This is a genomic window from Thermophilibacter sp. ZX-H3 (assembly GCF_052599055.1).
In genome coordinates, this window is the sequence record NZ_JBQXES010000014.1 from 1 (window position 1) to 21,742 (window position 21,742).

Consider the following 21,742-nt stretch of genomic DNA (forward strand, 5'->3'; position numbering starts at 1 on the left):
GACCGCCTTCATCCGCGAACCTCGATTCCGTCGGGTTTAACGGTCGGATTTTCCGCCATCGACCTGCGGAGACGGGGCGCGGGCGGACACACTTTCTGTCCGAGTGGTTAAAAGCTCCGCACGGATTAAAGGCCGAGAAAAAGGGGCATCGACCTGCGTCGATGCCCCTGAAGCGGACACACATTTTGTCCTATAAGCCACAAACGACAAAGCACCAAGGCCGAGCAACCGTTTCAGGTCGCTCGGCCTTGGTGTGATGCTTCAAGGTAGCTTGACTACGAACCCAAATGGACTAATAGCAGTTCTTGCAAGGCCGACTCTTACCGGCAGACTGAGCATCAGTAATGGAGCCGGAATATATCGTAGTAGAGCGTTTAAGCGAGGGGCAGTTCCTCGTTGAGTGCCAGACCTCTCCGCCGGGAGTCCAGTAGACGACAGAGGTCTGCGTATCGCCAGGCTGCTGGGAGCCGCCCGGTTGCTCGGGCTCACCGGGCTCCTGCGGTGGGAATGTCCAGCCAGTGCCGGTTCCGTACCAGCCAACACCCTCCTCACGCCAGCCAATTGTGACAAGGTGGTTGTTTTCGTCGGCCGACGTGGTGTAGTTGTGAGTTCCGGTTACGGCAAAGGGATTGTACTGACGGTAGATTGGCACAGAGCCTCCCGATTGCCAGCCCACGCCCTCGTAGCTCCAGCCTGCAGCGACAAGTGAGTCACACTCAAACTTACTCGTGGTGTAGTGATGGTCCCCACCCGGCACAAAGGGATTATAGAGACGATAGACGGGCTCACCCGAGGTCGGCGCAACCCAGCCGACACCTTCCCAGGTCCAACCCGCTGGAACCAGGCTGTCGCGCTCTACGACGCTTGACGTATAGAAGTGCTCGCCTGTATAAGGGTTATAAAGACGATACATGTCTTGGGAGGTGGCGGCCTGGGCGGTCGCGGGAAGAACAATGATTATGCCCAGCACAATTGCTGCCAGCTAACGAACCAGGCCCCGCTCCCTTGACGCTTTTCTTTCTTTGCGCATCCTATTCCTCTCTTTCCGACTAGCCCAGGCGCCGTTCATATGGCGACGAGGCCAGATTGCAGTCCCCGAGATATAGACCCACGCTACCCCACTCCATACCACGCAATGCCCTCCTCCCGCCAACCGGCGGAAACAAGGCTGTCGTTCTCAAACTTCGACGTTGTATAGTTATGAGTTCCAGTTGCAGCAAACGGATTGTATTGTCGATAGAGCGGCACCGCGCCGTCCGCAGGCTCGCCCCTAGAATCCTCTGCCGAGCGCCAGCCCACTCCCTCGTAGGACCACCCCTCTGCGACAAGGGCGTCGCGTTCGATCGCGCTCGTGGTGTAATGGTGGTCGCCGCCAGCCGCATACGAGTTGTAGAGACGATAGACCGGGGCACCGGAAGCCGGTGCCGTCCAGCCTATGCCCTCGTATGCCCAGCCGACCGCGACAAGAGCGTATGCCTCAGCAACGCTTTCGGTATAGAAGTGCTCGCCCGTATACGGATTGTAGAGACGCTGCATCTCAGCGCCATCGCTATCAGCCCTACCCGCAATGCCCATAGTGGGCATCGTCACGGAGTATGACCCGTACGGAACGTCTCCGACACCTTCCTCGATTCCAAACAGCTGAACCCAGTAGTAGGAACCTCCAACGTTAATGCAGCCGACTCCGATCGACCTGTAACGTGAGCTCAGAATGTTTGCTCGATGACCCTCGCTCTGCATCCATCCCTGCATAACCGCAGATGGAGACATATACCCCATGGCAATATTCTCGCCAAAAGCCTTGGATGAAACCGAGGTGCAGATAAGTCCATTCGGGCGAACATGGCTAAACGTAACAGCCGTCTCCCCCGCGCGCAGCATCGCAGCGCTGGTCAGCTCCTCGTCAAGGGCAAGCGGCGCGAGGCCCTCAGCGGCCCGCTCGGCATTCACGCCATCGACGACCTCCCGCGCGTAGTCAAAGTTCGTCACGCCCGATACGCCCTGCTGATCGATGGGCGCAGCCCGGGCCACACCGGGATTGAGCCACATGAGCCCGAGGATGACAACAAGGGCAAGAAGCCCTGTTATCCACCGTCCCCTTAGGTTGTTGCATCCCATAGCAATCTCCAAACTACGTCCCCATAGCCCAAGCAAGCGGCGTATACGCGAATGACAGGACCCAAGAAACGATGGACAAACAGACTTGAAAAGGCTTCCAAAGAGGTGCCGGTTGTCTATCAAACTGATTCTTTCTCTCTTCCCATCAGGCCAATCAACCCTCAGTCCGCAAAAGGCGCGTGGGGTCGGCGGACGAACCCGTCGACCCCACGCGCCCTCATTTCAGGGACAAATCATCAGTCGCCCAAACGATAGTCGCCTTTACCTGATGCCGTACCAGGCTATGCCCTCGTCGTTCCAGCCGGCCGCCACGAGACTGTCCCTCTCGACCTCGCTCGTGGTGTAGTTGTGGGTGCCGGTCGTCGCGTAGGGGTTGTACTGACGGTAGATGGGCACGGCACCCTTGATGGCGTTGCCATCCTCGTCAGAGGCCGAGTACCAGCCCACGCCCTCGTACTCCCAGCCTGCCTCCACGAGCGAGTCGCGCTCGACAACCGAGAGCGTGTAGTGGTGATCGCCACCCTCGACGTAGGGGTTGTAGAGGCGGTAGACAGGAGCACCCGCAGAGGGGGCCACCCAGCCCTCGCCCTCGGACTCCCAGCCCACCGACACCAGAGAGTCACGCTCGAACGCAGAGGAGGTGTAGAAGTGCTCGCCGGTATAGGGGTTGTAGAGGCGGTACATAGCGGCAGACTTCTGGTCCCACTTGGCGTAGAGCGTCATGTCGCCCGTGACGGGCTTGGTGAAGTCGTAGGCCACGGTGCAGGCCTCATCGGCGTACCAGCCGGCGAAGTCGTAGCCCTCGCGGACGGGGTCGTCGGGCTTGGCAACGGGCTCGCCGTAGTCGACCGGCGAGACGACGTCGTCGTTGCCGTCGACGCCGTCGTCGAACGTGACGGAGAGCTTCCTGATGTCCCACTTGGCGTAGAGCGTGATGTCGCCCGTGACGGGCTTGGTGAAGTCGTAGGCCACGGTGCAGTCCTCGTCGGCGTACCAGCCGGCGAACTCGTAGCCCTCGCGGACGGGGTCGGCGGGCTTGGCAACGGGCTCGCCGTTGGCGACCGTCGAGACGACGTCCTCGTTGCCGTCGACGCCGTCGTCGAACGTGACGGACCGAGCGACAACCCACTTGGCGTAGAGCGTCATGTCGCCCATGACCGGCTCGGTGAAGTCGTACTCTTCGGTGCACCCAGGATCGGTGTACCAGCCCGCAATCACGTTCCCCTCATTGCCGTCGTAAGTCATCGGGTCGGCATAGTCGCCGAGGTAGACGTCGGCAGTCTGGTCCTCCACGCCCTCGAGCTGGAAGTCATAGGTCACGACAGGCGTCTGCTTGAACTTGACATAGAGCGTAGTGTCCTCTTTTACGCCGCCAAAGTTCGTGAACTTACTTCCCGAGTAGTCGGGGGTAGTGTAAAAACCGTCGAACTCGTAGCCCTCGGGAATCTCGACCTTGAGGTGCTCGAACGCCGCAGACTTGTTAAGCAGCTCTCGCTGCTCATCAGGGCTGAGGTCGAGGTCAACCGTGACGGTGTAGAAGGGCTCCTTAGACTCAGGGCTCAGGTAGTACGTGACCGTCGGATCCTTCGTCCAGCCAGCGTAAACGTCGGTATCAGCCTCTACGGCACGGAAGTTGTAGCGCTGCGTGCACTCTTTGTCAGAGTACCAAGCCTCAAACTTGTAGCCATCGCGCTCGGGAGGGTTGTCAGGTCGCGGGTGTGTTTCGCCATGCTCCACGGTTTCGACAAGATACGGCGTCGCATCAGTCATATCGTCGTAAGACGTCTCATTCCAATACGTTACCGTGTGTTCGCTCTCACCCCACTTGGCGTAGAGCACCAGGTCCTGATCGATGCCCGTGTTGAAGTAGTACTCGTTGGTAAGCTCGGGATCCGTGTACCAGCCATAGATGGTCTCGCCTTCGGCGGCGAGGTAGCCGGTCGGCCTGCTCACTCGCTTGCCGGCCTCATAGGTCTCGACCTTATCATCGTTGAGGTCGTTACCGAATATAAAGGTGACGGTATACGTCTCTGCATCTTGAGCCTCGGTGCCCGTCTCAGTATTTCCGTCGGCGGCAAACGCGGTTGCCACCGGAGCGACGACCGGGCTCAGCGCGAGCACGGTGGCAAGGCCTGCGGTCGCCGCCAGCTTCCCCTTGCTCCTAAAATCCATCTCCAGAGTCCCTTCTCCTAGTCAGCCAAATCCGGCATAGGCCGCTACGAAATCAGCCTATGCACGAATTATATGGTGCCAATATCATAACTCTGATGATGTTAGTTGAGCAACTTTGAAGTCGGTTAGCATAGCGTTACTGTTGGTCTGTCTCGGATCGTGCCTCGGCGTCAGCGTTTGCGAAGGGGGCGGGAGCGGGACACTCCCGTCCCTTCCTTCGGATTTTACCCTAGCATCACCTGCAGGAAGACGAACCTCGCAAGCCTCTCATCCCGGCGGGTAGCGCTGCGGGACGAGCGGTAACCCTCCTTCACGCATAAGCAGAAAGAGGCCCGGACACAGCTGGCTCCTGGCCCTCGTCATCACGTCGGCCCCCTCCGCGAATCACGCGCATAGGGGCAAGGTCATGCGCATCTTATATATATTGCTGCTCGGACATGTGCTGCCGCTCGGCCTCTATAACGCCCACGAAGAGCCCACTGCCAATCTCGACCATGGGACGACACAGACGCCCAGACGCCATCTCGGACCCCATGCGGACAACGCGGAATGGGGCGATGTAGTCGGGCCTTGGGGAAGCGCCTTTTGGAGAACCCTCTGGCACGCGGAATGACGCCTCCCCTCGGCTCACGATCGCCATCCGCTTCGCAGTCTTCCCGAGCGCACGCCGGCTGGCTACGACCCCATCAGCTCGGCGAGTGGGGTCACCGACGCTGCGACGCGACGGGCGCAGCGCTGCGTCCTGGCAGTTCTACCGAGAGGGGCGCGCGAGACGCTCCCCAGCGCGACCCACGGGGCATGTGCGCGCACGTTGCAAGCGGGCGCACTGAGACACGGCGCCGTACTTGGCATGGAGGCGGCTGTTCGGGGATGCCGGGGTGAAGCGGGATGCGCGGCTGCCCGGCCATAGATATGCTGATCCGGCAGAGGCATTTCTAAAGGATGGATGGGCTGCGCCCTCAAACTCCCTGATTGTGACAAAAACATAAATGTTGCGCAACTAATTATGCCAGAGTTATGATACTTGCCATCCGTTGAGGCGACCCATTTTGGGCAAAATGGAACAAAGAGGAGAGCGATACATACATGAAGAGAAGAACCGGAGGGACTCTCGCGGTAACCGCTGGGCTCGCGGTAGCGGTTGCGCTGAGCCCCGTTGCTCTGCCGATTGCCTCGGCATATGCCGAGGAGGGCGATGCCGCCACGAATCCCGTGTCAGCGCAGGATGCAGGCAGCCCGGAGGACAAGTCGGCCCTCGGCTGGCATTACGGCAACTGGGAGAACTCGCACCTGTACGTCGACCTGGTCTTCCCATGGGGCATCTGCGATCTCTGCGGCGCGCCCTACTGGGATGGGTTTGGGCCGGGCTGTGGCGACGATCAGGAGCCGGAGCAGCAGCAGGGCTTCATCACCTTCCAGTGCACCGATCCTGAGAGCGGCGCCTCAACGATGCAGGACGTCGAGGGTCCCATCGTCGATGGCAAGATGACCATATCCGAGGTGCCCGACCCTGTCGTGTTCGAGGGGTATGACTTTGTCGGCTGGTCTGTCTGCGGCGGCAACCCCGTCTCCGCGGACCAGCTCAAGGGACTGGAGGTCAGTCCGTACATCGTTATCGAGGCGGTGTACGAGCCTTCGGCATCCGATCCCGTGATCGAGACCCATACGGTTACCTTTGATGACCAAATCGACGAGACGGAAAACGTCGTGGTCGAAGTTGAGGACGGGGACGCCGTTGCCGAGCCGGAGGTTGATCCGACGCGCGAGGGCTACTCCTTCGAGGGCTGGCACACCGAGCCGGCGTGCCTCACGCCCTATGACTTCTCCTCTGCCGTGACGAGCGACATCACGCTCTACGCCAAGTGGGTTGAGGTCGAGGATCCTTCGATCGATCCCGATGATCCTGTCATCGTTCCCGAGGATCCGGACACGAATCCGGATGATTCCGGCGCCAGCCCGGAGAATCCCGGCGATGACTCCGAGGACCCGAACGGCGGCGCCCAGACTTCCGGTGCGGCGTCCGATGACAAGGCCGACTCTGGGGACGACGCACTCCCGGAGACCGGCGACGCCACAGTTGCCGTTTCGGGCATTGCTGCGCTCGGCGTCACCGCGGCTGCTGTTGGTGCGCTTCTTAGGCGCCGGAGCTAAGTCGTACGAGAAGGGCCCACTTGCTCAGGGTGACAGAATGCGCGTGAATCAAGCACCCTGAGAGCTTCGTGGAAGTGGCAGGCCTCCGCCATCGCACTTTGCTCGCGGCGCGAGCCCGCGCGATGGCGGAGGCCTTCTGCACAGCCTGCTCATGCAATAAGAAAAAGGAGGCTGCCTCAGAGCTCGATTGGACTCTCTCGGATGAAAACCCGAGGGCATGCAGAACTGCTTTTCGAGTGGCTCGCCTCGGGATGTGACACCCACCAAAAACGCTGAAGAGCCCTTTTTTGGCATATCTGTAAACCAAGAAGGACAAAGGAGCATGCGTGATGAACACGGTAGACTCGATGACGGGAAGGCCGAGCGTTGACCGCCCTTGGCTGAAATATTACCCGGAAGCACTTCAGAAGATGATACGTCTACCCGAATGCACGGTGGAGGAGTACCTCCACGCCAGCTGCCCGGGGGACGACGTGGACGCCATCGACTTCTATGGTACCCGCATTCGCTGGAGCGCGGTCTTTGGCCAAGCGGATCAGGCTGCACGCGCGCTGCGCAGCCTTGGATTTGGTGAGGGGGACCAGATTCCCGTGTTCCTCGCCAACGTCCCCGAGTTCATCTACCTCCTGCTCGCCGCCGAGAAGATTGGCGCCTCGCTGCTGAGCCGCGACAATACCCTGCGCGAGAACGTTGAGGCAGTGCGCAACTCCGGCGCCAAAGCAATGTTTGCCCAGGACTGGCTCTCGCAGGACGAGCTCGGTCGCTTCCTTGCCGATACGGACGTGGAGCGCGTCGTGCTTCTCGACGCGTGCAACTCCTGCAGCCGCGATGACATGCCCGATTACGTCCGGGCCAATCTTGACCGTCACTATCCCACCGAGAAGGCCCACGGCTCAAAGACCTTGACCTGGGACGAGTTCCTTGCCCTCGGCAACAGCTATATCGGTGAGGTCTACGCTCCCACCAACATTGACCGTCCGCTTTTCCGCGCCTACACCAGCGGATCTACCGGCCCCTCCAAGCAGGTCATTCACTCAGCGCGTACCATGCTCTCAGTCATTGCGCAGATGAACTTCTACGCTGGTTCCGCCGATCAGCGCCCCACTTGGATGGTCACGTGTCTGCCGCCTACGCTTGTCGCCGTGGTGGTTGCCATGGTGCTGATGCCGCTCGCATCCAACAAGCTCCTTATTCTCGACCCGTACTGTGCCGTTGAGGACGTCGATCTTGAGCTGATGCGCAACAAGCCCAACAGCTGGCCCATTATCCCGATGTTCATCGAGACCGTTATGCGCAATGGTCGCGTGCCTGACGACTACGACCTCTCTCACCTCACGGCAGCGGGCGCCGGTTCCGAGTCCTACAACAACAATCAGATGCACCGCGCGCAGAAGTTCCTCGAGGACCACAACTGCCACATCCGCTTTACCACCGGCTACGGCAGCAGCGAGGCGGGCTCCAACGTCTCCCTGCCGATGGCGCCCCACCCCATGGGCAACGGCAACGTTGGCATTCCCATGCTATTCAACACCGTCAGCGTGTTTGAGCCGGGGACCCAAAACGAGCTGACCTACAACCAGATGGGAGAGATTTGCATCGCCGGACCCGGCCTCATGCTGGGATACGACAACCCCAAGGCCACCGCAAAGGCGCTGCAGAAGCACGCCGACGGTCGAACCTGGCTGCATACCGGCGACATTGGCTGGATGAATGAGGACGGCGTCATCTACGTACAGACGCGCGGCAAGGCAACGCGCTTTGGCGGTGGCGACCTCGCAACCCTCCCACTCGAAAACATCGTGGCGGACGCCAACATCCCAGGCATCGACGACGAATTCTTCGTGCTGGTCCCTGACGTGGAGCACACGCGCCATTTCCTGCCCTATCTTTTCGTAGTGCTCAAGGACGGCTACACCCTCGCTGACATAGAGAAGCCTGTGCGCGACTGTCTGCCCGAGGAGTACATGCAGCCCGTCGAGATTCGCCAGCTGAGCGCCCGCCCCTTCTTCCACTACAAGACTAATCGTATCGGTCTTTCCCAGAAGATCCTGGCCGAGAGGACCCAGAAGACCGACGAGATGGATGCCCTCAACGAGAGGTGTTAGGCATCTTTCGCTTATCCGCTTCCTGACGGTCTGTCGGGCCGCATGCTCCGCCCCTCTGGGGGCGAGCGTGCGGCCCGCTCTGATTCGCCCGCGTCCCCGCCCCATTGGATTAAGGCGACACATTTGATGTAGCAGAGATTGGCGGATGGATGTTCGCGCTGCAACGCGAGAAGCGCCATAGGGAAATGAGGGGCGCGACAGGCCTCTCCCCCGCATCTCTTGCGCGCCCCTCCAAGAACAGCCGAGCCTCGCCAGCAAATGCTGCGCCGCGTCCTAATTCGGGGTGCCCTCGCTCAGCGCTCACTTTCCTTGCATAGTCGGTTCCCGCGAACAGGACGCGCATCACGGTCGCCACGCGCTCAGGCTCCTCCTCAATCCAGTAGAAAATGCAGATAGTCTCCCACATCCATCGTCCGGAACTCATGACCCAACTCGCATAGCGGCACACAGGCCCTCCTGCACCATGGCATCAGGCAGAGCGACGAGGCCCTCCTCTCAAACTAGTCAAGGAAGCGCTCGGCGGCTTGGGGGCTGCCGAGCGTCTGTGCCATGTACCTCACGGCATCAACCACGTCGCAGTGAGCGAAGGGAAGGATCTCGGCCCTATACACGGCTGGGTTCCACGCTCGTGGCTCTTGCGACAGCTGCGCGGGCTTCCAAGAGGACCTCGTCAAGCGAGAAGCGTTTTCGGAAATTGCCGCCTCACGCTCTGCCTTGCGCAGTGCCACAAGAACCTCCGGATGAAAGCTAGGCTCCTCGAAGGACTCCATGCTCATGACAACCATATCGCCGCGGCCGTTGCGCGTGAGGATGACGGGGCGACCGCCCTCGTGCACGTCCTCGGAAATCGCCGCGAACTTGTTCCTCAGGTCACTCACCGGACGAACGGGCTGCATGCCGACTCCTCTCTGGCGGTTGCTATCATAATTCTGATAGCAACCGCCAGCTTTAATCGCAGAGGAGCGCGCCTACGCCCTATCCGATGCCGTACCAGGCTATGCCCTCGTCGCTCCGGCCGGTCGCCACGAGGCTGCCCCTCTCTCGAGGGGTTGTACTGGTAGTAAAGAAATACAACACCAAAATAATTACCTACCTCACTGCTCATCGAGCACTGGCCTATCCCCTCGTAGTTCCAGCCAAGTGATGCGAGATGGCCGCGCCCGTCAAAGCGAGTAGTGTAATGGCTGCCTCATACGAAAGGATTAGATTATATAGCCGATAGGCGGGCGCGCCCTTCGAGAAGACCATCCGGTCAACGCCCTCAGTTTCCTGGCCTGCATCGAGGGAGAAGTTGAATCCATCGTACCCAAGGAATGGTGCCGTATAAGAGAGCTCGCCTATTGCACAAACGTAATGAAGACAGAGCCCAACCCGATGGCCTCGCTATCACGTGACAAGAAAGTAGTCTCGTAAAGGCCCGCCAGCAGGTAAGCAGCTGCCATTATGGTGCTCTTGTGGTATGGGGTTATGCACACTACAGCAACCACCACAGATGACAAAGCATGCCATAGGGAAGATTCCATAAACGAGATATACGCTCAATCTGAGCAGTCTTCCAAGCAGACAGTCGACGATTGATCTGACTCTAGCAATGGCAGTTTCGCTATCATGGGTAAGGTCGAAGGTCAGTCCCCCATTGATTCCGCGATGACCCCAGACTTATTTGGAAAGCAACCGCTCTGCATTAGCTAGACTTATTTGTATCGCATCAATTCATGGTCGAACGCTAGACTGGCATTAGCACTTGGCGTCTCACTCGCCGTTGTTAGAAAGTAGGTACAGATTTGACTTACGAGTCCTCTGATTCGATAATCCGCCCCGACCTACACCGCAGAGTAACCCCTTGTCTGCTGATAGCGTTTACCCTACTGCTTGGAACCTCCCTCTCTTTACTTGCGGGACAGGAGTCGACCATAGGATTCTCTCTCTTTGGCATCCTTGTTACTTGTGCAGTCATTGCCGCCGAATACACCTCGTGGAGAGTCTTTTTTACTTCACAACGTAATAGTTTTTTTGGACGAACAAATTTGCGGCTCTTAGTGAATCTGCTGATAGCATCCTCCTTGGCAGGGCTCCTCTTTGAGTTTGGAACATTAGTTGGAGCTCAATGCGCTTCTCCGCTAAATCTCTCTGACTGGAAACCTTTTAGGGTCTTTTTGTTCTCGCTTGCCTTCTTTCTCTTGTGCCTCCTTATTACGTGCACGGCACAGCCAAGAAACACATCTCCCAAGCCGTGCGCATACAGCGCGGAAGTGGACTACCGCCACAACCCCAGTCCATTCCATGTTCTCGCCTTAGCTGGCACCGTTGCTGCCCTTGCATTTGCTTCCGCATTATTCGCAAGCGGCCTTTTTGGTCTCGCCCTTCTCCCCCTGCTCTTCCTATCATTCAGTTTTTTTGCACTACTCATAATGGTCTTATCCTCTGTCCGTGGATACAACCTCAAGCCTCAAATAGTGTTTGCAGCCATAGCATTAGGAACCGGTCTTTCTATCATTTCATCATTTCCGGTATCTAACATGCTCTCATGGGATGATGAAGTACACTATTCAAATGCACTCCAGCTCTCCTATATCATGCAGCCGGAGGCATCGCCTTCAGACTCCCTGATGCAGCACGTTGGCGTCAGGGAGCCGGAATTTGAAAACGAAAGCACCCTCGGAAGAATGGGCATAGCTTTCAGTCGTGCCAGAACCTGGACCCAGCAGGAGTTTGCCTATGACCAAACAATGACGTGGAGTCGAGACAGCGTCTACTCGCTTGCATCAGAGCTCGACGCAAACGATGTCGACAAGCCTGTGGAGAACGTCACCGGACTTGCCCCTGTATTATCCAAATACAGCTTCCTATCATACATTCCATCAGCACTCGGCATCTGGATTGGAAGGCTCTTCGGACTGACATTTACCCTCACCTTTGCCCTAGGGAAGACCTTCAATCTGCTGTGCTACATATTTCTCGTCTTCATAGCTATTAGACTGATTCCAATCAAGAAGTGGCTTTTTCTCGCTATTGGACTGCTGCCGACCAATATCTTTTCCGCAAGCAACTACTCGTACGACTGGTTCCTCGTGGCATTTACTTTGTTATCGATTTCTCTTGTAGTTCGAGTCATTTGCTCGAACCGCAAGGTTTTCACCAAAGAGCTTTGGCTGATTCTCATCTGCCTTTTTCTGGCTCTCGCCCCAAAGGCAGTCTACTTTCCAATCGTGGGAGTAATCTTCTTAATTCCAGGCCGAGCCTTTGCAACGCCCACCCAGAGGAGACTCTTTGTTGTCGCCTCAATCGTCGTTGTCATATACGCATGTGCCACGTTCATCCTGCCAACAATCTTTTCAGGAGGGGCAGTCTACGGAGACAATCGCGCCGGAACAGGAGCTTCCCCCTCTCGTCAGCTTGCGTTTATCGCTTCCAATCCTCTGTCCTATCTAAAGATTCTCGTAAGCTACCTATACCATGAGTTTTTCGCCCTTGGCAACATCGAGACATCCTTTGCAGACTTTTATTATATGGGCCAGCTTACTGAAGTTTTCCCCGTGTTCCAAGGAGTACTGCTTGTTTGCGCAACTTTTATCATGCTTACAGACACTTCGGAAATGAGTGCTCGACTTATCAGCACTCCATCAATCATTTTTGGATGCTTCATTATACTCTGTACTGCTGCATTGATTAGTACGGCAATGTACGTTTCGTTTACAGAGGTAGGCCTTAACACCGTAATTGGAGTTCAACCACGGTACGCAATTCCGCTCATACCGATAGCAGGAGTGTTTATCCTTAACTTCCCACTGCTCAACAAAATGCCGAGTAGGGTATACGACGCTTTAGTTTCCATACTATGCGGAGGTTTTCCAGTACTCACGACATGGTTGTTCATAGTCTCAAGAGCTGTTATATAAGAATTTTGATCAGGAGGAGTACTGTTGGCAGCAGTATATCGCTTGGCTTCAGATCTTTGCCGAACGCAGCGATAGTATAGATGCCGAACAGGGGCTGTCAGTCGAAGGCCACGACCTACGATGCTGGTAACAGGACTGCTTTACCTGATACTCCAAATGCGAAGATTCTGACTTCACTGAAGCATATAAAGGTATACTAGATAAGTTGGTATAATGACCTCTTGACATTTGTTTTGAGCATATTCGTCTATAGTCATATTCAAGCTGTCTGAGCTCAGCATAGTTGTTATTCCTTTGGGTATCTGCGACTGCGTATATAAAATAGGAGAAGTCGATGTCAGCAGTGCTTTCGATTGTCTATCCAATTTCATATCTTATTGCATTTGCAGGTCTTGTGATCGTGCCCTCCTCAAATGATGAGGACAGGCTTATATCCCGTATTACTTTGGCCTTTTTTATGCTCATGGCTATAGACGCCCTATTCGCTGGACTTCTTACCATAATACGAATCCCGACCAATCTAGTGTCTTCAAGCGTTTTCCATATTGTCCTTGGCGCAGCGTGCGGTTACCTGATTAATCGTCAGAAAGGCATTCAACACTTTTGCCACGATGCGGTCGACTCGTGTGCACTGCTCATGCTCGCGTGCGTGGCCCTAATTTGCGGGCGCGCAGAGTTTGGCCCTGACCTCACCATACACTGGCTGGCATCCGATGCTGCCGTACATCTTGACCGCATTAGAACCATTGTGGAGACTGATTCTGTTAGAGGGATGTATGTTGCCTGGAACTTTATGGCCCCTTGGACTGAAATACTATCTATGTATGTCAACCCAGTGTCTGCTTATAAAGCCCTTATTGTTGGCGACTTAACCATCTTGTTCTTTAGCGGAGCTCTGTTCTATGCGCTCATGCTCTCGGTAATCCCTAAGGCTGATAAGAAACAGAGAGCGTTGTTTTTAGCCATGGCGCTGCTATACCTCCTTGGGTATCCACTTAATAGCATGATTTACGGTTTCTTCTACCTCAACGTTGGCGTGTGCATGGCGCTATGTGCAATTATTTTTTGCACAGAACTTATCCAAGCAACGAATGCCCTCAGGGTCATCGGGATGTCACTGTCACTTTTTGGCCTTATCAACAGTTACACACTTTTCGCCCCAACGATGTATATTGTGCTCTTTGTCACGCTCGTATGGAATTGGCATAAGAATGGGGGGCTATTCAGCTGGAAGCCTGTTGTTTCAATTGGATTGATTTTTGTTATGACTGGCGTTCTCGGTATATATTTTGCCTACTATGGCACATTTCCAAGTACCAGTACGGTCACGGCATCTTCCGCCATATCCTGGGAGGGGGGAATCTATCGGAACCTGTATTCCAATCAGATTCTGTTTGCCCCGCTTGCATTGGTCGCCATTTGGTCCCGCCGGAACCAGCTTCGCAGAAGCCCTGTAATCCTGACTTTTATCGCAACTTCGATTACGCTTTTAGTTGCTTTTTTACTCACGTTTAACGATATAGTATCGACCTACTATTTCTTTAAGCTCTATTTTCTCTTCTCTCCGCTAATTTTTGCCTGTGCCACATATGGAATCCTCTATACCCTTGCAGAAGGCGCCCGTGAGATAATAATTGCGAGTGCGCTCACCATCACAGCGATGGGTGTAGTCTCCATATCACAGATTGACCAAAGCCTTGCAAAGTATTTGCCCGAGCATGATTATGGCATCAGGCAAAGTTACCATCCAGCCTTGGACATCTATTCTTATAATTACTCGATGCTGAGATCTGCTTCTGAATTCAACCCCGAAGCTCTCGAATTATATGAAGAGGCAGAGCGCCTGACAAATGAGACTGAAAGACCGATAGGCTTCCTTGGCAATATTGAACAATACTATTGGTGGACTGCGCTTGTACGACAGCGTGAAGAACGACAGAACTATCCGATTGAGATACGACCCTGGATGACACAGACACCTCAAGAGGCATATAAGAACATAAACGAGACTTGTGATTACGTCCTAGTCCTCACTAGAGAGCCATATGAAAGTGTTGGCTCTGTTGAATCACGAGAAGTGTCGGCGTTACTTTCGAGTAATGATCCTATAATTGTATATACTAATTCTGCTGGTTATATTATTAAACAAAATCACTAGATGCTAGGTAGATATGATAGATTCTCTATACGAACTCTGAAAATCACAAACGAAATCTTATTGGCTATATCCAAAAGTTATTTACTCGACTTAATACCCTCCCTTATGCCGACCAAGGAGACGATGGTACTGCTGCGGCATCCGACATTCTGCTGGAGAGCGGTGATGTCGAGATCATCTATTCAAACGAAGCTGGCTATATAGCACAGATTGGTGGGTGACGTCACCATGAGCAGTAAGGCTACGACATCTCGAACGATCTTCGTGAGCGTCATTGTTCCAATCTACAATGCCGCAGAATACCTTGATAAGTGCCTCACAAGCCTCGCCAAGCAAGATTGCAGCGATTATGAGGTCATCTGCATCGATGACTGTAGCACCGATGGATCGTTCGAAATAGCGACGGCCTATGCCACCACGTATCCCGACCTGTTCAGGATTATGAAGAATGAGGAGAACGTCGGACAGGGACAGACGCGAAACAGGGGTATATCGCTTGCGCGAGGAGAGTATGTCACGTTCGTCGACAGCGATGATTACGTGGCTGGCGACTACATTTCGACATATCGAAGGGCGGCGCGACAGGGTGATTTCGACGCAATCGTCGCTGGCTATACTCGCGACGTCGACGGACGGCTAACCGAGTGCCCCACCCCCCAGATTCCTTGGTGTCTTTCCACATACTCCATTGCGTGCGCAAAGCTCTTCAGGCTGGCATTTCTTGATGAGCATTCTATTCGCTTTCCCAAAGAGCGGCGCGGTGAGGACATCTTCTTCAATCTGGCATGCTTTTGCGGTGGCGCCTCGTGCGAGAGGCTGGATTACACCGGTTACCACTATCGCCTCAACCGACAGTCAACGACGAAAACCATCTCTCACGCGATACATTTTGAGAAGAGCGTCGTTAGCATGTTCAATCAGCTTAACGATGAGTTTCCGTTTGCATCGCTCAGGTCCTCTAAACGTGACGTAGTCTGCTATGCCTATATCGCCAATGCGCTTAACGCGCTCATCACATATGCGCACGGCTGTGGTGTTGAGGATATGCGCTCTCGACGAACCCTAATCTTCTCCACCGCAAAGCGCCTGTTTCCGGAATATGAGACCAATCCCCTCTTCCACCTTTCGGCATCAGTGGGTCAAACGGTAAAAATAAGATGGTCCGTATGGCTCATAATAAAGCTTCATAAAGTTGGACTGGATAGAGTACTTCTCTATCTTATTTCAATACTATAAATATTATTGATTCTACAAGCTGTACTGAGCGGCTCCGTTTCATCCGGAAGCCATTCGCTGCGTCATAGACACACCTCGACAGGAGGGGTTAATCGATACGATGGATAGGTTTTGCCGGAACGCCAACTAAGACACAATGGCCGTCCGAGAAACTCTTGGTCACTACTGCGTTTGCACCTACGACAGTATTCGGTCCAAGCTCGACACCGGGCATGATAACAACATTTGCGCCAAGCCAACAGTTGTCGCCAATCCGTATATCCTTGCCCTGCTGGTGCCTCTCGGGGTTGGCCGGGTCATGATTCGTCGTGATTAGGCAGCATCCGCGCGCTATCCAGACGTTGTGGCCAAGCCAAATCTTTGCCCCTCCAAAGGCCTGATAATACGACGAGACTTGAAAATTGTTTATTTCGTCCGGAGAGAATTCCACATCCCGACCGCAGTCACATCCGGGGCCGATGGGCCAAGGCACACCCCTTCCGTGCCCCGTGAACAGCTTGCGAACCATGCCGTTAAACGCCCAGCGCCAACCCGGGGACCACAGATGCTCAAACCACTTGCCCTGAAGGTAGCGCCCATCGTATGCCAAACGTCCGAATAGTTTCACCGCAGCAAAAACGAGGGCGGCATCAACTCCCGTGCAAAGAAGCCATGCCAGCGAGTGGTCCGACTCCTTGACCTGTGAGATGAGCGTCCCGAGATTCTTCACTGACGCCCCCGTCCTCGCCTCGTCACGGAGAGCACAAAGTATGCCGAGTAGGCAAGTCCCGACGCCAAATAGACGATCACCTGTGCCCATGCCGCGCCGACGATTCCCGCCGTCGGCACCAGCAGCCGATTCAGAACAACAATAAGGATAGTCGAGGCCACCGCTACGGCAACGCCGTACGCCAACCTTCTCTGCGTGATGAGCAAGTTCGAGGCAATCGTCCTCAAGGTAGCAGAGAAGAACCACCCAATCATAAGAATCCGTAGTATCTCGGATCCTCGTACGTATGACTCGCCATACAAGGTATTCAGAATCCAGGGCGCGAACAGGGAGATACCAACGGAGACAGCCCCTGCGAGCAGCACCGTGGCAATTATCACCTGTCCGTATCTCTTCAGAACCCAGCCCGGCTCATCCTTGTGTCGAGCAAAGTAAGGGTAGATGAACAGGGCGAGCGTCGAAGGAACGAAGTTGAGCGCGGTCGGGATGGCGAGCGTCGTCTGAAACAGAGCCGTGTCGACAGCGCTCGCCGTCAGAGCGCCAATCATTGCCGTCCCCAAGTAATACACGAGCTGGTTTATCCCCGTGTTCACTGCCGTGGTGACAGCAACACCGAAAAATGATCGTCTCTCTGCACGATCGAGCGCATCCGATGGGCGGCGGCATTCCTCACTCAGCTCCGCCCTAGGGCTTCTCCGGCGAGCCCACGCACACAGAAACTCGGGGACTTTGAAAAGAGCGGCTATCGTGACAACGCTCATAACCATCGCTAAACTACGGCCTACAATGAGGCCGTAGGGGCCGCCCATCGCCGCTCCCGAAACTGAGCCGAGCAGAACGAGCGTCGTATTCACATTGGTGCACAGCGCGTACTCTCGATTCCTGAGGGAGGACCGAAGCGAGACGAGCTGGATGTCATAGGCGAGCTGCAGGCAGGGATAAATGCACCAAAGGCGGAGCATTTCCCCGCTTCCCTCGACTGGCAAATCAACGAAGAACGGCAGGGCCGCCATGACAACGAGCAGCAGCAGGTCGAACGCAAACCCGATGCGGACACCAATCTCCTCGATGGCATCCCTTCTGCCCGAGAAAGCCTTCTCGCTCGCAAACTGCAAAATGGCGGATGAGGCCCCGAGGCCGTTAAAAAGAAGAACGATATTAAGAATATTATAAGCATAGCTATACACGCCATATGCCTCTTGAGGGATGAGGCGCACGACGATCATGCCGCTTACGAATGTAAGCACCTTGTTCAGCGCGTCGGCACCAAAGATGTCGAACAGGCCTGCCCTGAAGAGGCGCCGAAGTCCGCCGACAAGGCTGTCGGGGATATACGAAGAAGTCATGACAATCTTTCGAGAAGATCGGCGACCTGCCTGGCATCCTCCTGCGTGAGGTATGGCCCCATCGGCAAGCTAAGAACCTCCTTGCACAGGCGTTCGGTCACCGGGCAGGGCAACAGCAGGCGGCCGCCGGCAAACGCGAGCTGCTCGTGCATGGGCTTGGGATAGTAGACGTTCGTGGGGACGCCCCGTGACTTGAGCGCGGCCTGAAGCTCGTCGCGGTCAACGCCATCGGGGCAAATCACGGTATACTGCGCCCACGAGCTCAGATACCCCTCGAGAACCGACGGCGTCTTGTAAGAAGTGCTCCCAAGCAGTCCCTCGTACCACGTCGCGCGCTCGTTCACGTCATCCAGCTCGTGCTCCGCGAACGCCGCGAGCTTCACGCGCAAGATTGCCGCCTGGATGGTATCGAGACGGCTGTTCATGCCAACGCGGACGTTGTCGTATTTCATCGAGCCCTTGCCATGTACGGCGTAACTGCGAATGAGCGTCGCCCATTCATCGCTATCAGTGAAGATGGCTCCACCGTCGCCGTAGCAACCCAAGGGCTTTGCGGGAAAGAAGCTCGTCGTCGAGATGTCGCCGAAGGAGCAGGCACGTCTCTCGCCGATGGCACCACCAAAGCCCTGAGCACCATCCTCGAGCAGAAGGAGCTCCTCGCTTTCGCACACCATGCGAATCGAGGGGTAATCCGCCGGCTGTCCAAACAGGTCAACAGCGATAACCGCCCGAGGGATGAGCCCCTGCCCCCGCGCCAGGGCACAAGCGGGAGCAATCTGAGAGGGGTCGATATTGAAGGTGTCCTCAAGTATGTCAACAAAGACCGGGGTGGCACCGACGGCGGAAACGACCTCGCCTGAAGAGAAGAACGTGAAGTCCGGCACGATGACGGCATCGCCCGCACCGATCCCCCACGCCATGAGAGCGAGCTGCAGCGCGTCCGTTCCGTTGCCACAGGAGATGCAATGCTTAACCCCAACGTAATCGGCAAGCTCTTGCTCCAGCAGGGAAACGGGGTCGCCTCCGATGAAGCGACCTGCGGCAACAGTATCCATAAGCGCCGCATCGATATCCTCCTTGAGAGCAACGTGCTGCGCTCTCAGATCCCTGAATTCCATGACTAGCCAATCTCCCTAAGCTCGTCACCGTTCTTCTCGTAGCGTCGCCCGCACGAGGGGCAGGTCAAGTCGTCGGACAGCACGGCTCCGCATTCGCAGGCCCAGCCGACTTGGCGCGCCGGCACGCCAAGCATGAGTGCGTGGGCGGGGACGTCCGCGGTCACGACGGCGCCGGCGCCAATCATTGCCCACTCCCCTATCTCATGCCCGCACACGATTGTGGCATTTGCCCCGATGGAGGCACCGGTGCGCACAAGTGTCCTGAGGTAGTTGGCCGCGCCCTTGGGGTACTTGGCACGCGGGGTGAGATCGTTTGTGAAGACGCAGGACGGCCCGCAGAACACCCAGTCGCCAAGCTCCACGCCCTGATAGATGGAAACGTTGTTCTGAATCTTCACGCCATCGCCGATGGTGACATCGTTCGCAACGTTCACGTTCTGTCCAAGGCTGCAGCCCTCACCAACCCGCGCACCAGACTGGATGTGGCAGAAATGCCACACCTTGGTGCCATCGCCGATGGTGGCCCCCTCGTCAATGACCGCCGTAGGGTGCACGAATGCAGCCACTAGAACTCCCCCATCATGTCAAGCGTCGAACAGTCCGTGAGCGGCAGCCTCACAGGCTTGCCCGTCCGCTGGCTCTGGTAGATTGCAAGCACCGCTTCGAGTGCCGCACGGCCAGCATGGGCGTCCACATAGGGCGTCGTGTGCTTGGCGATGGCGTCGGCCATGTCAGCGAAGAGCGCCGTGTGGCCATTTCCATAGACGTTGGATGTGGCCTCCTTAAGGCCTTGGTTCTCGACGTCCCCTTTCTCCTCACTCGCGAAATCCCAGACGTCAATGTTGTTCGTCGAGGTGCCGCCAATCTTGACAGTCCCGGTCTCGCCAAAGAGATAGAGCGTCTCCTCGAGGTTCTTGGGGTAGACGTTGACCGTGCCCTCGACCGTGGCGACGGCGCCATTTGCAAAGGTGAGCACCGCCACGCCCACGTCCTCCGCCTCAAGGTAGTCGTGGAAGCGCTGGCGCGTCTGACCGTAGACCTCTACGAGCTCGTCGCCCATCATCCACCGCAGCAGGTCGATGCCGTGAATGCACTGGTTCATGAGGCAGCCGCCGTCCTCAGCCCAAGTGCCACGCCAAGGCGCCTGCTCGTAATAGCCCTTGTCGCGGTTCCAGCGAACGTGGATGGAACCGTGAGAGAGCCGGCCGAAGCGTCCTGCCTCGAGCGCTGCTCGCGTCTTCTGGACGGCAAGGTTGAAGCGGTTCTGGTGACAGGCCGAGACGAGCACGCCGTGCTCCTCGGAGCGGCGGATGATCTCATCCGCGTCTGCCATGGACATGGCCATGGGCTTCTCGATGATGACGTTCACGCCAGCGTCGATGCAGTCGAGCGCGATGGCGGCGTGCTTGCCGCTTTCGGTGGCGATGGAGACAAGCTCGAGCTCAGGATGCTCTATGAGGAGCATGTGGTAGTCGGCGTAGCGCGCGATAGAAGCATCGCCCTCAAGTCCGTGCTTGGCAAGGACATCTTCCATCCGATCGGGGACGACGTCGCAGACTGCGACGATGTCGAATTCGTTGCGCACCGCAGCAGCGATATGATTGGTCGAGATGCGACCACAGCCAATAAGAGCGTACTTCATGCTAGTCCTCCAACTGCTCGAGGATTGCGTCAACGATGTGCGCCGACGCCCTACCATCCCCGAAGGGCTGATACTTGGAATCGACAGTCTGCGGCTTGGACATGGCCAAAAGGATGTCTTCCCTTTCGGCACGGGCGAGAAGATTTCTGTTTGACACCATCGTCTCGGGCCACACCTCGAAGTCAAGCACGGTCGTGCACTTGACCCCCGCGAAGAACGCCTCGCGCTGGAGCCCACCGGAGTCGGTGACGACCTGCCGAGCGTTGCTGGTAAGCCACACGCTCTCAAGATAGCCGACAGGCTCAACGGCGAGCACGTTGGTGACACCCTGGCCAAGAAGCCCGAGCACCGTCCGCTTGTTGCGCGGGTGCACCGGGTACACGACGGGGGCATCAAGCTCCTCCATGGCATCCAGGATGCCGCGAAGCGTCTCCGCGTCCCTCGTGTTCTCCTCACGATGACAGGTGAGATAGTAGTAGTCCCCCGCCTCAACCGAGAGCCGACCGCCATCGACGATACTCACGAGCCGCGGCACCACAGCGCGCTCGCGATAGGTGGAAAACGCCTCAAACATGGGATCTCCCGCAAAGGAGGAGATGGGGCCAAGGCCCTCATGCTCGAGGTTTTCGAGGTTTGCCCGCGTGCAGGCGAGCAGGCGCGAGGCGACATGGTCAGTGCAGACGCGGTTTATTTCCTCGGGATTCTCGCGGTTGTGTGTGCGTGTTCCCGCCTCGACGTGAACTATGGGGATACGAAGCTTGGCGGCGGCAAGAGCCCCTGCCAGCGTGGAGTTCGTGTCACCGTAGAGCAGGACGCACCCCGGCTCCTCCCCCATCATGACGTCCTCGAGGGCCTCAAGCATGCGGGCGGTCATGCGTGCGTGCGACCCGCCAGAAATGCCAAGGTTCCTGAGCGGCTCAGGAATGTCAAGCTCGCGGAAAAAAGTCTCGGACATGTTGTAGTCATAGTGCTGGCCAGTGTGGATAAGCGCCTCGTCGATGCCGCGGCGCGCAAGCTCGTGCGAGACCACTGCGGCTTTGATGAACTGAGGGCGTGCCCCAACGACCGTCAAAACCCGGCAAGCCACG

15 protein-coding genes are annotated in these 21,742 nt (G+C 56.5%); 5 read left to right on the top strand and 10 right to left on the bottom strand.

Annotation, left to right across the window (positions count from 1 at the left end; genetic code table 11):
- Window positions 1-292: 292 nt before the first annotated feature.
- The 3 genes from ACULPM_RS07075 to ACULPM_RS07085 all read right to left on the bottom strand — a co-directional run bounded on the left by ACULPM_RS07075 (window position 293) and on the right by ACULPM_RS07085 (window position 4,290).
- Window positions 293-913, bottom strand: a complete 621-nt coding sequence (locus tag ACULPM_RS07075; protein WP_445331888.1) for a hypothetical protein — start codon at window positions 911-913, stop codon at window positions 293-295.
- 200 nt (window positions 914-1,113) lie between these two features.
- Window positions 1,114-2,118, bottom strand: a complete 1,005-nt coding sequence (locus ACULPM_RS07080; RefSeq protein WP_445331838.1) for a CAP domain-containing protein — start codon at window positions 2,116-2,118, stop codon at window positions 1,114-1,116.
- A 261-nt stretch (window positions 2,119-2,379) separates the two neighbouring features.
- Window positions 2,380-4,290 carry an InlB B-repeat-containing protein gene (locus tag ACULPM_RS07085; protein ID WP_445331839.1) on the bottom strand — a complete coding sequence of 637 codons (1,911 nt, stop codon included), beginning with the start codon at window positions 4,288-4,290 and terminating at the stop codon, window positions 2,380-2,382.
- 1,212 nt (window positions 4,291-5,502) lie between these two features.
- Here ACULPM_RS07085 and ACULPM_RS07090 point away from each other — a divergent pair.
- Window positions 5,503-6,441: an InlB B-repeat-containing protein gene (locus ACULPM_RS07090; protein ID WP_445331840.1), complete on the top strand. Its 939-nt coding sequence runs from the start codon at window positions 5,503-5,505 to the stop codon at window positions 6,439-6,441.
- A gap of 329 nt (window positions 6,442-6,770) precedes the next feature.
- Window positions 6,771-8,546 (top strand): AMP-binding protein, encoded by a 1,776-nt coding sequence (locus ACULPM_RS07095; protein WP_445332327.1) that lies wholly within the window; start codon window positions 6,771-6,773, stop codon window positions 8,544-8,546.
- Between the two features lie 500 nt (window positions 8,547-9,046).
- Here the strand turns inward: ACULPM_RS07095 and ACULPM_RS07100 are convergent, their stop codons facing one another.
- Window positions 9,047-9,442, bottom strand: coding sequence for a type II toxin-antitoxin system Phd/YefM family antitoxin (locus tag ACULPM_RS07100; protein WP_445331842.1), 396 nt, complete (start codon window positions 9,440-9,442; stop codon window positions 9,047-9,049).
- A gap of 1,356 nt (window positions 9,443-10,798) precedes the next feature.
- Between ACULPM_RS07100 and ACULPM_RS07105 the strand changes: the two genes are divergently transcribed.
- The 3 genes from ACULPM_RS07105 to ACULPM_RS07115 all read left to right on the top strand — a co-directional run bounded on the left by ACULPM_RS07105 (window position 10,799) and on the right by ACULPM_RS07115 (window position 15,839).
- Complete coding sequence (locus tag ACULPM_RS07105) at window positions 10,799-12,445, top strand: DUF2142 domain-containing protein (protein WP_445331843.1); 1,647 nt, start codon at window positions 10,799-10,801, stop codon at window positions 12,443-12,445.
- A 334-nt stretch (window positions 12,446-12,779) separates the two neighbouring features.
- Complete coding sequence (locus ACULPM_RS07110; protein WP_445331844.1) at window positions 12,780-14,603, top strand: hypothetical protein; 1,824 nt, start codon at window positions 12,780-12,782, stop codon at window positions 14,601-14,603.
- Between the two features lie 264 nt (window positions 14,604-14,867).
- Window positions 14,868-15,839, top strand: a complete 972-nt coding sequence (locus tag ACULPM_RS07115) for a glycosyltransferase family 2 protein (protein WP_445331845.1) — start codon at window positions 14,868-14,870, stop codon at window positions 15,837-15,839.
- 88 nt (window positions 15,840-15,927) lie between these two features.
- Here the strand turns inward: ACULPM_RS07115 and ACULPM_RS07120 are convergent, their stop codons facing one another.
- From ACULPM_RS07120 to wecB, 6 genes are read right to left on the bottom strand one after another with little or no spacing between them, the layout of a single operon-like run.
- The gene (locus ACULPM_RS07120; protein WP_445331846.1) at window positions 15,928-16,548 is read right to left on the bottom strand and encodes an acyltransferase; all 621 of its coding nucleotides are present in this window, start codon (window positions 16,546-16,548) and stop codon (window positions 15,928-15,930) included.
- On the bottom strand, window positions 16,545-17,894 hold the full coding sequence (locus ACULPM_RS07125; RefSeq protein ID WP_445331847.1) for a lipopolysaccharide biosynthesis protein: 1,350 nt from the start codon (window positions 17,892-17,894) through the stop codon (window positions 16,545-16,547). The genes ACULPM_RS07120 and ACULPM_RS07125 overlap by 4 nt, the downstream gene beginning before the upstream one ends.
- The gene (locus tag ACULPM_RS07130; RefSeq protein ID WP_445331848.1) at window positions 17,891-19,012 is read right to left on the bottom strand and encodes a DegT/DnrJ/EryC1/StrS family aminotransferase; all 1,122 of its coding nucleotides are present in this window, start codon (window positions 19,010-19,012) and stop codon (window positions 17,891-17,893) included. The genes ACULPM_RS07125 and ACULPM_RS07130 overlap by 4 nt, the downstream gene beginning before the upstream one ends.
- A gap of 2 nt (window positions 19,013-19,014) precedes the next feature.
- Window positions 19,015-19,578, bottom strand: coding sequence for an acyltransferase (locus ACULPM_RS07135; RefSeq protein WP_204832165.1), 564 nt, complete (start codon window positions 19,576-19,578; stop codon window positions 19,015-19,017).
- Window positions 19,578-20,654: a Gfo/Idh/MocA family protein gene (locus ACULPM_RS07140; protein WP_445331849.1), complete on the bottom strand. Its 1,077-nt coding sequence runs from the start codon at window positions 20,652-20,654 to the stop codon at window positions 19,578-19,580. Before ACULPM_RS07140 ends, ACULPM_RS07135 begins: the two co-directional genes overlap by 1 nt.
- A gap of 1 nt (window position 20,655) precedes the next feature.
- Entirely contained in the window at window positions 20,656-21,741 is a 1,086-nt protein-coding gene (gene wecB, locus ACULPM_RS07145) for a non-hydrolyzing UDP-N-acetylglucosamine 2-epimerase (protein ID WP_445331850.1), read from the bottom strand.
- Between the last annotated feature and the right edge of the window lies 1 nt (window position 21,742).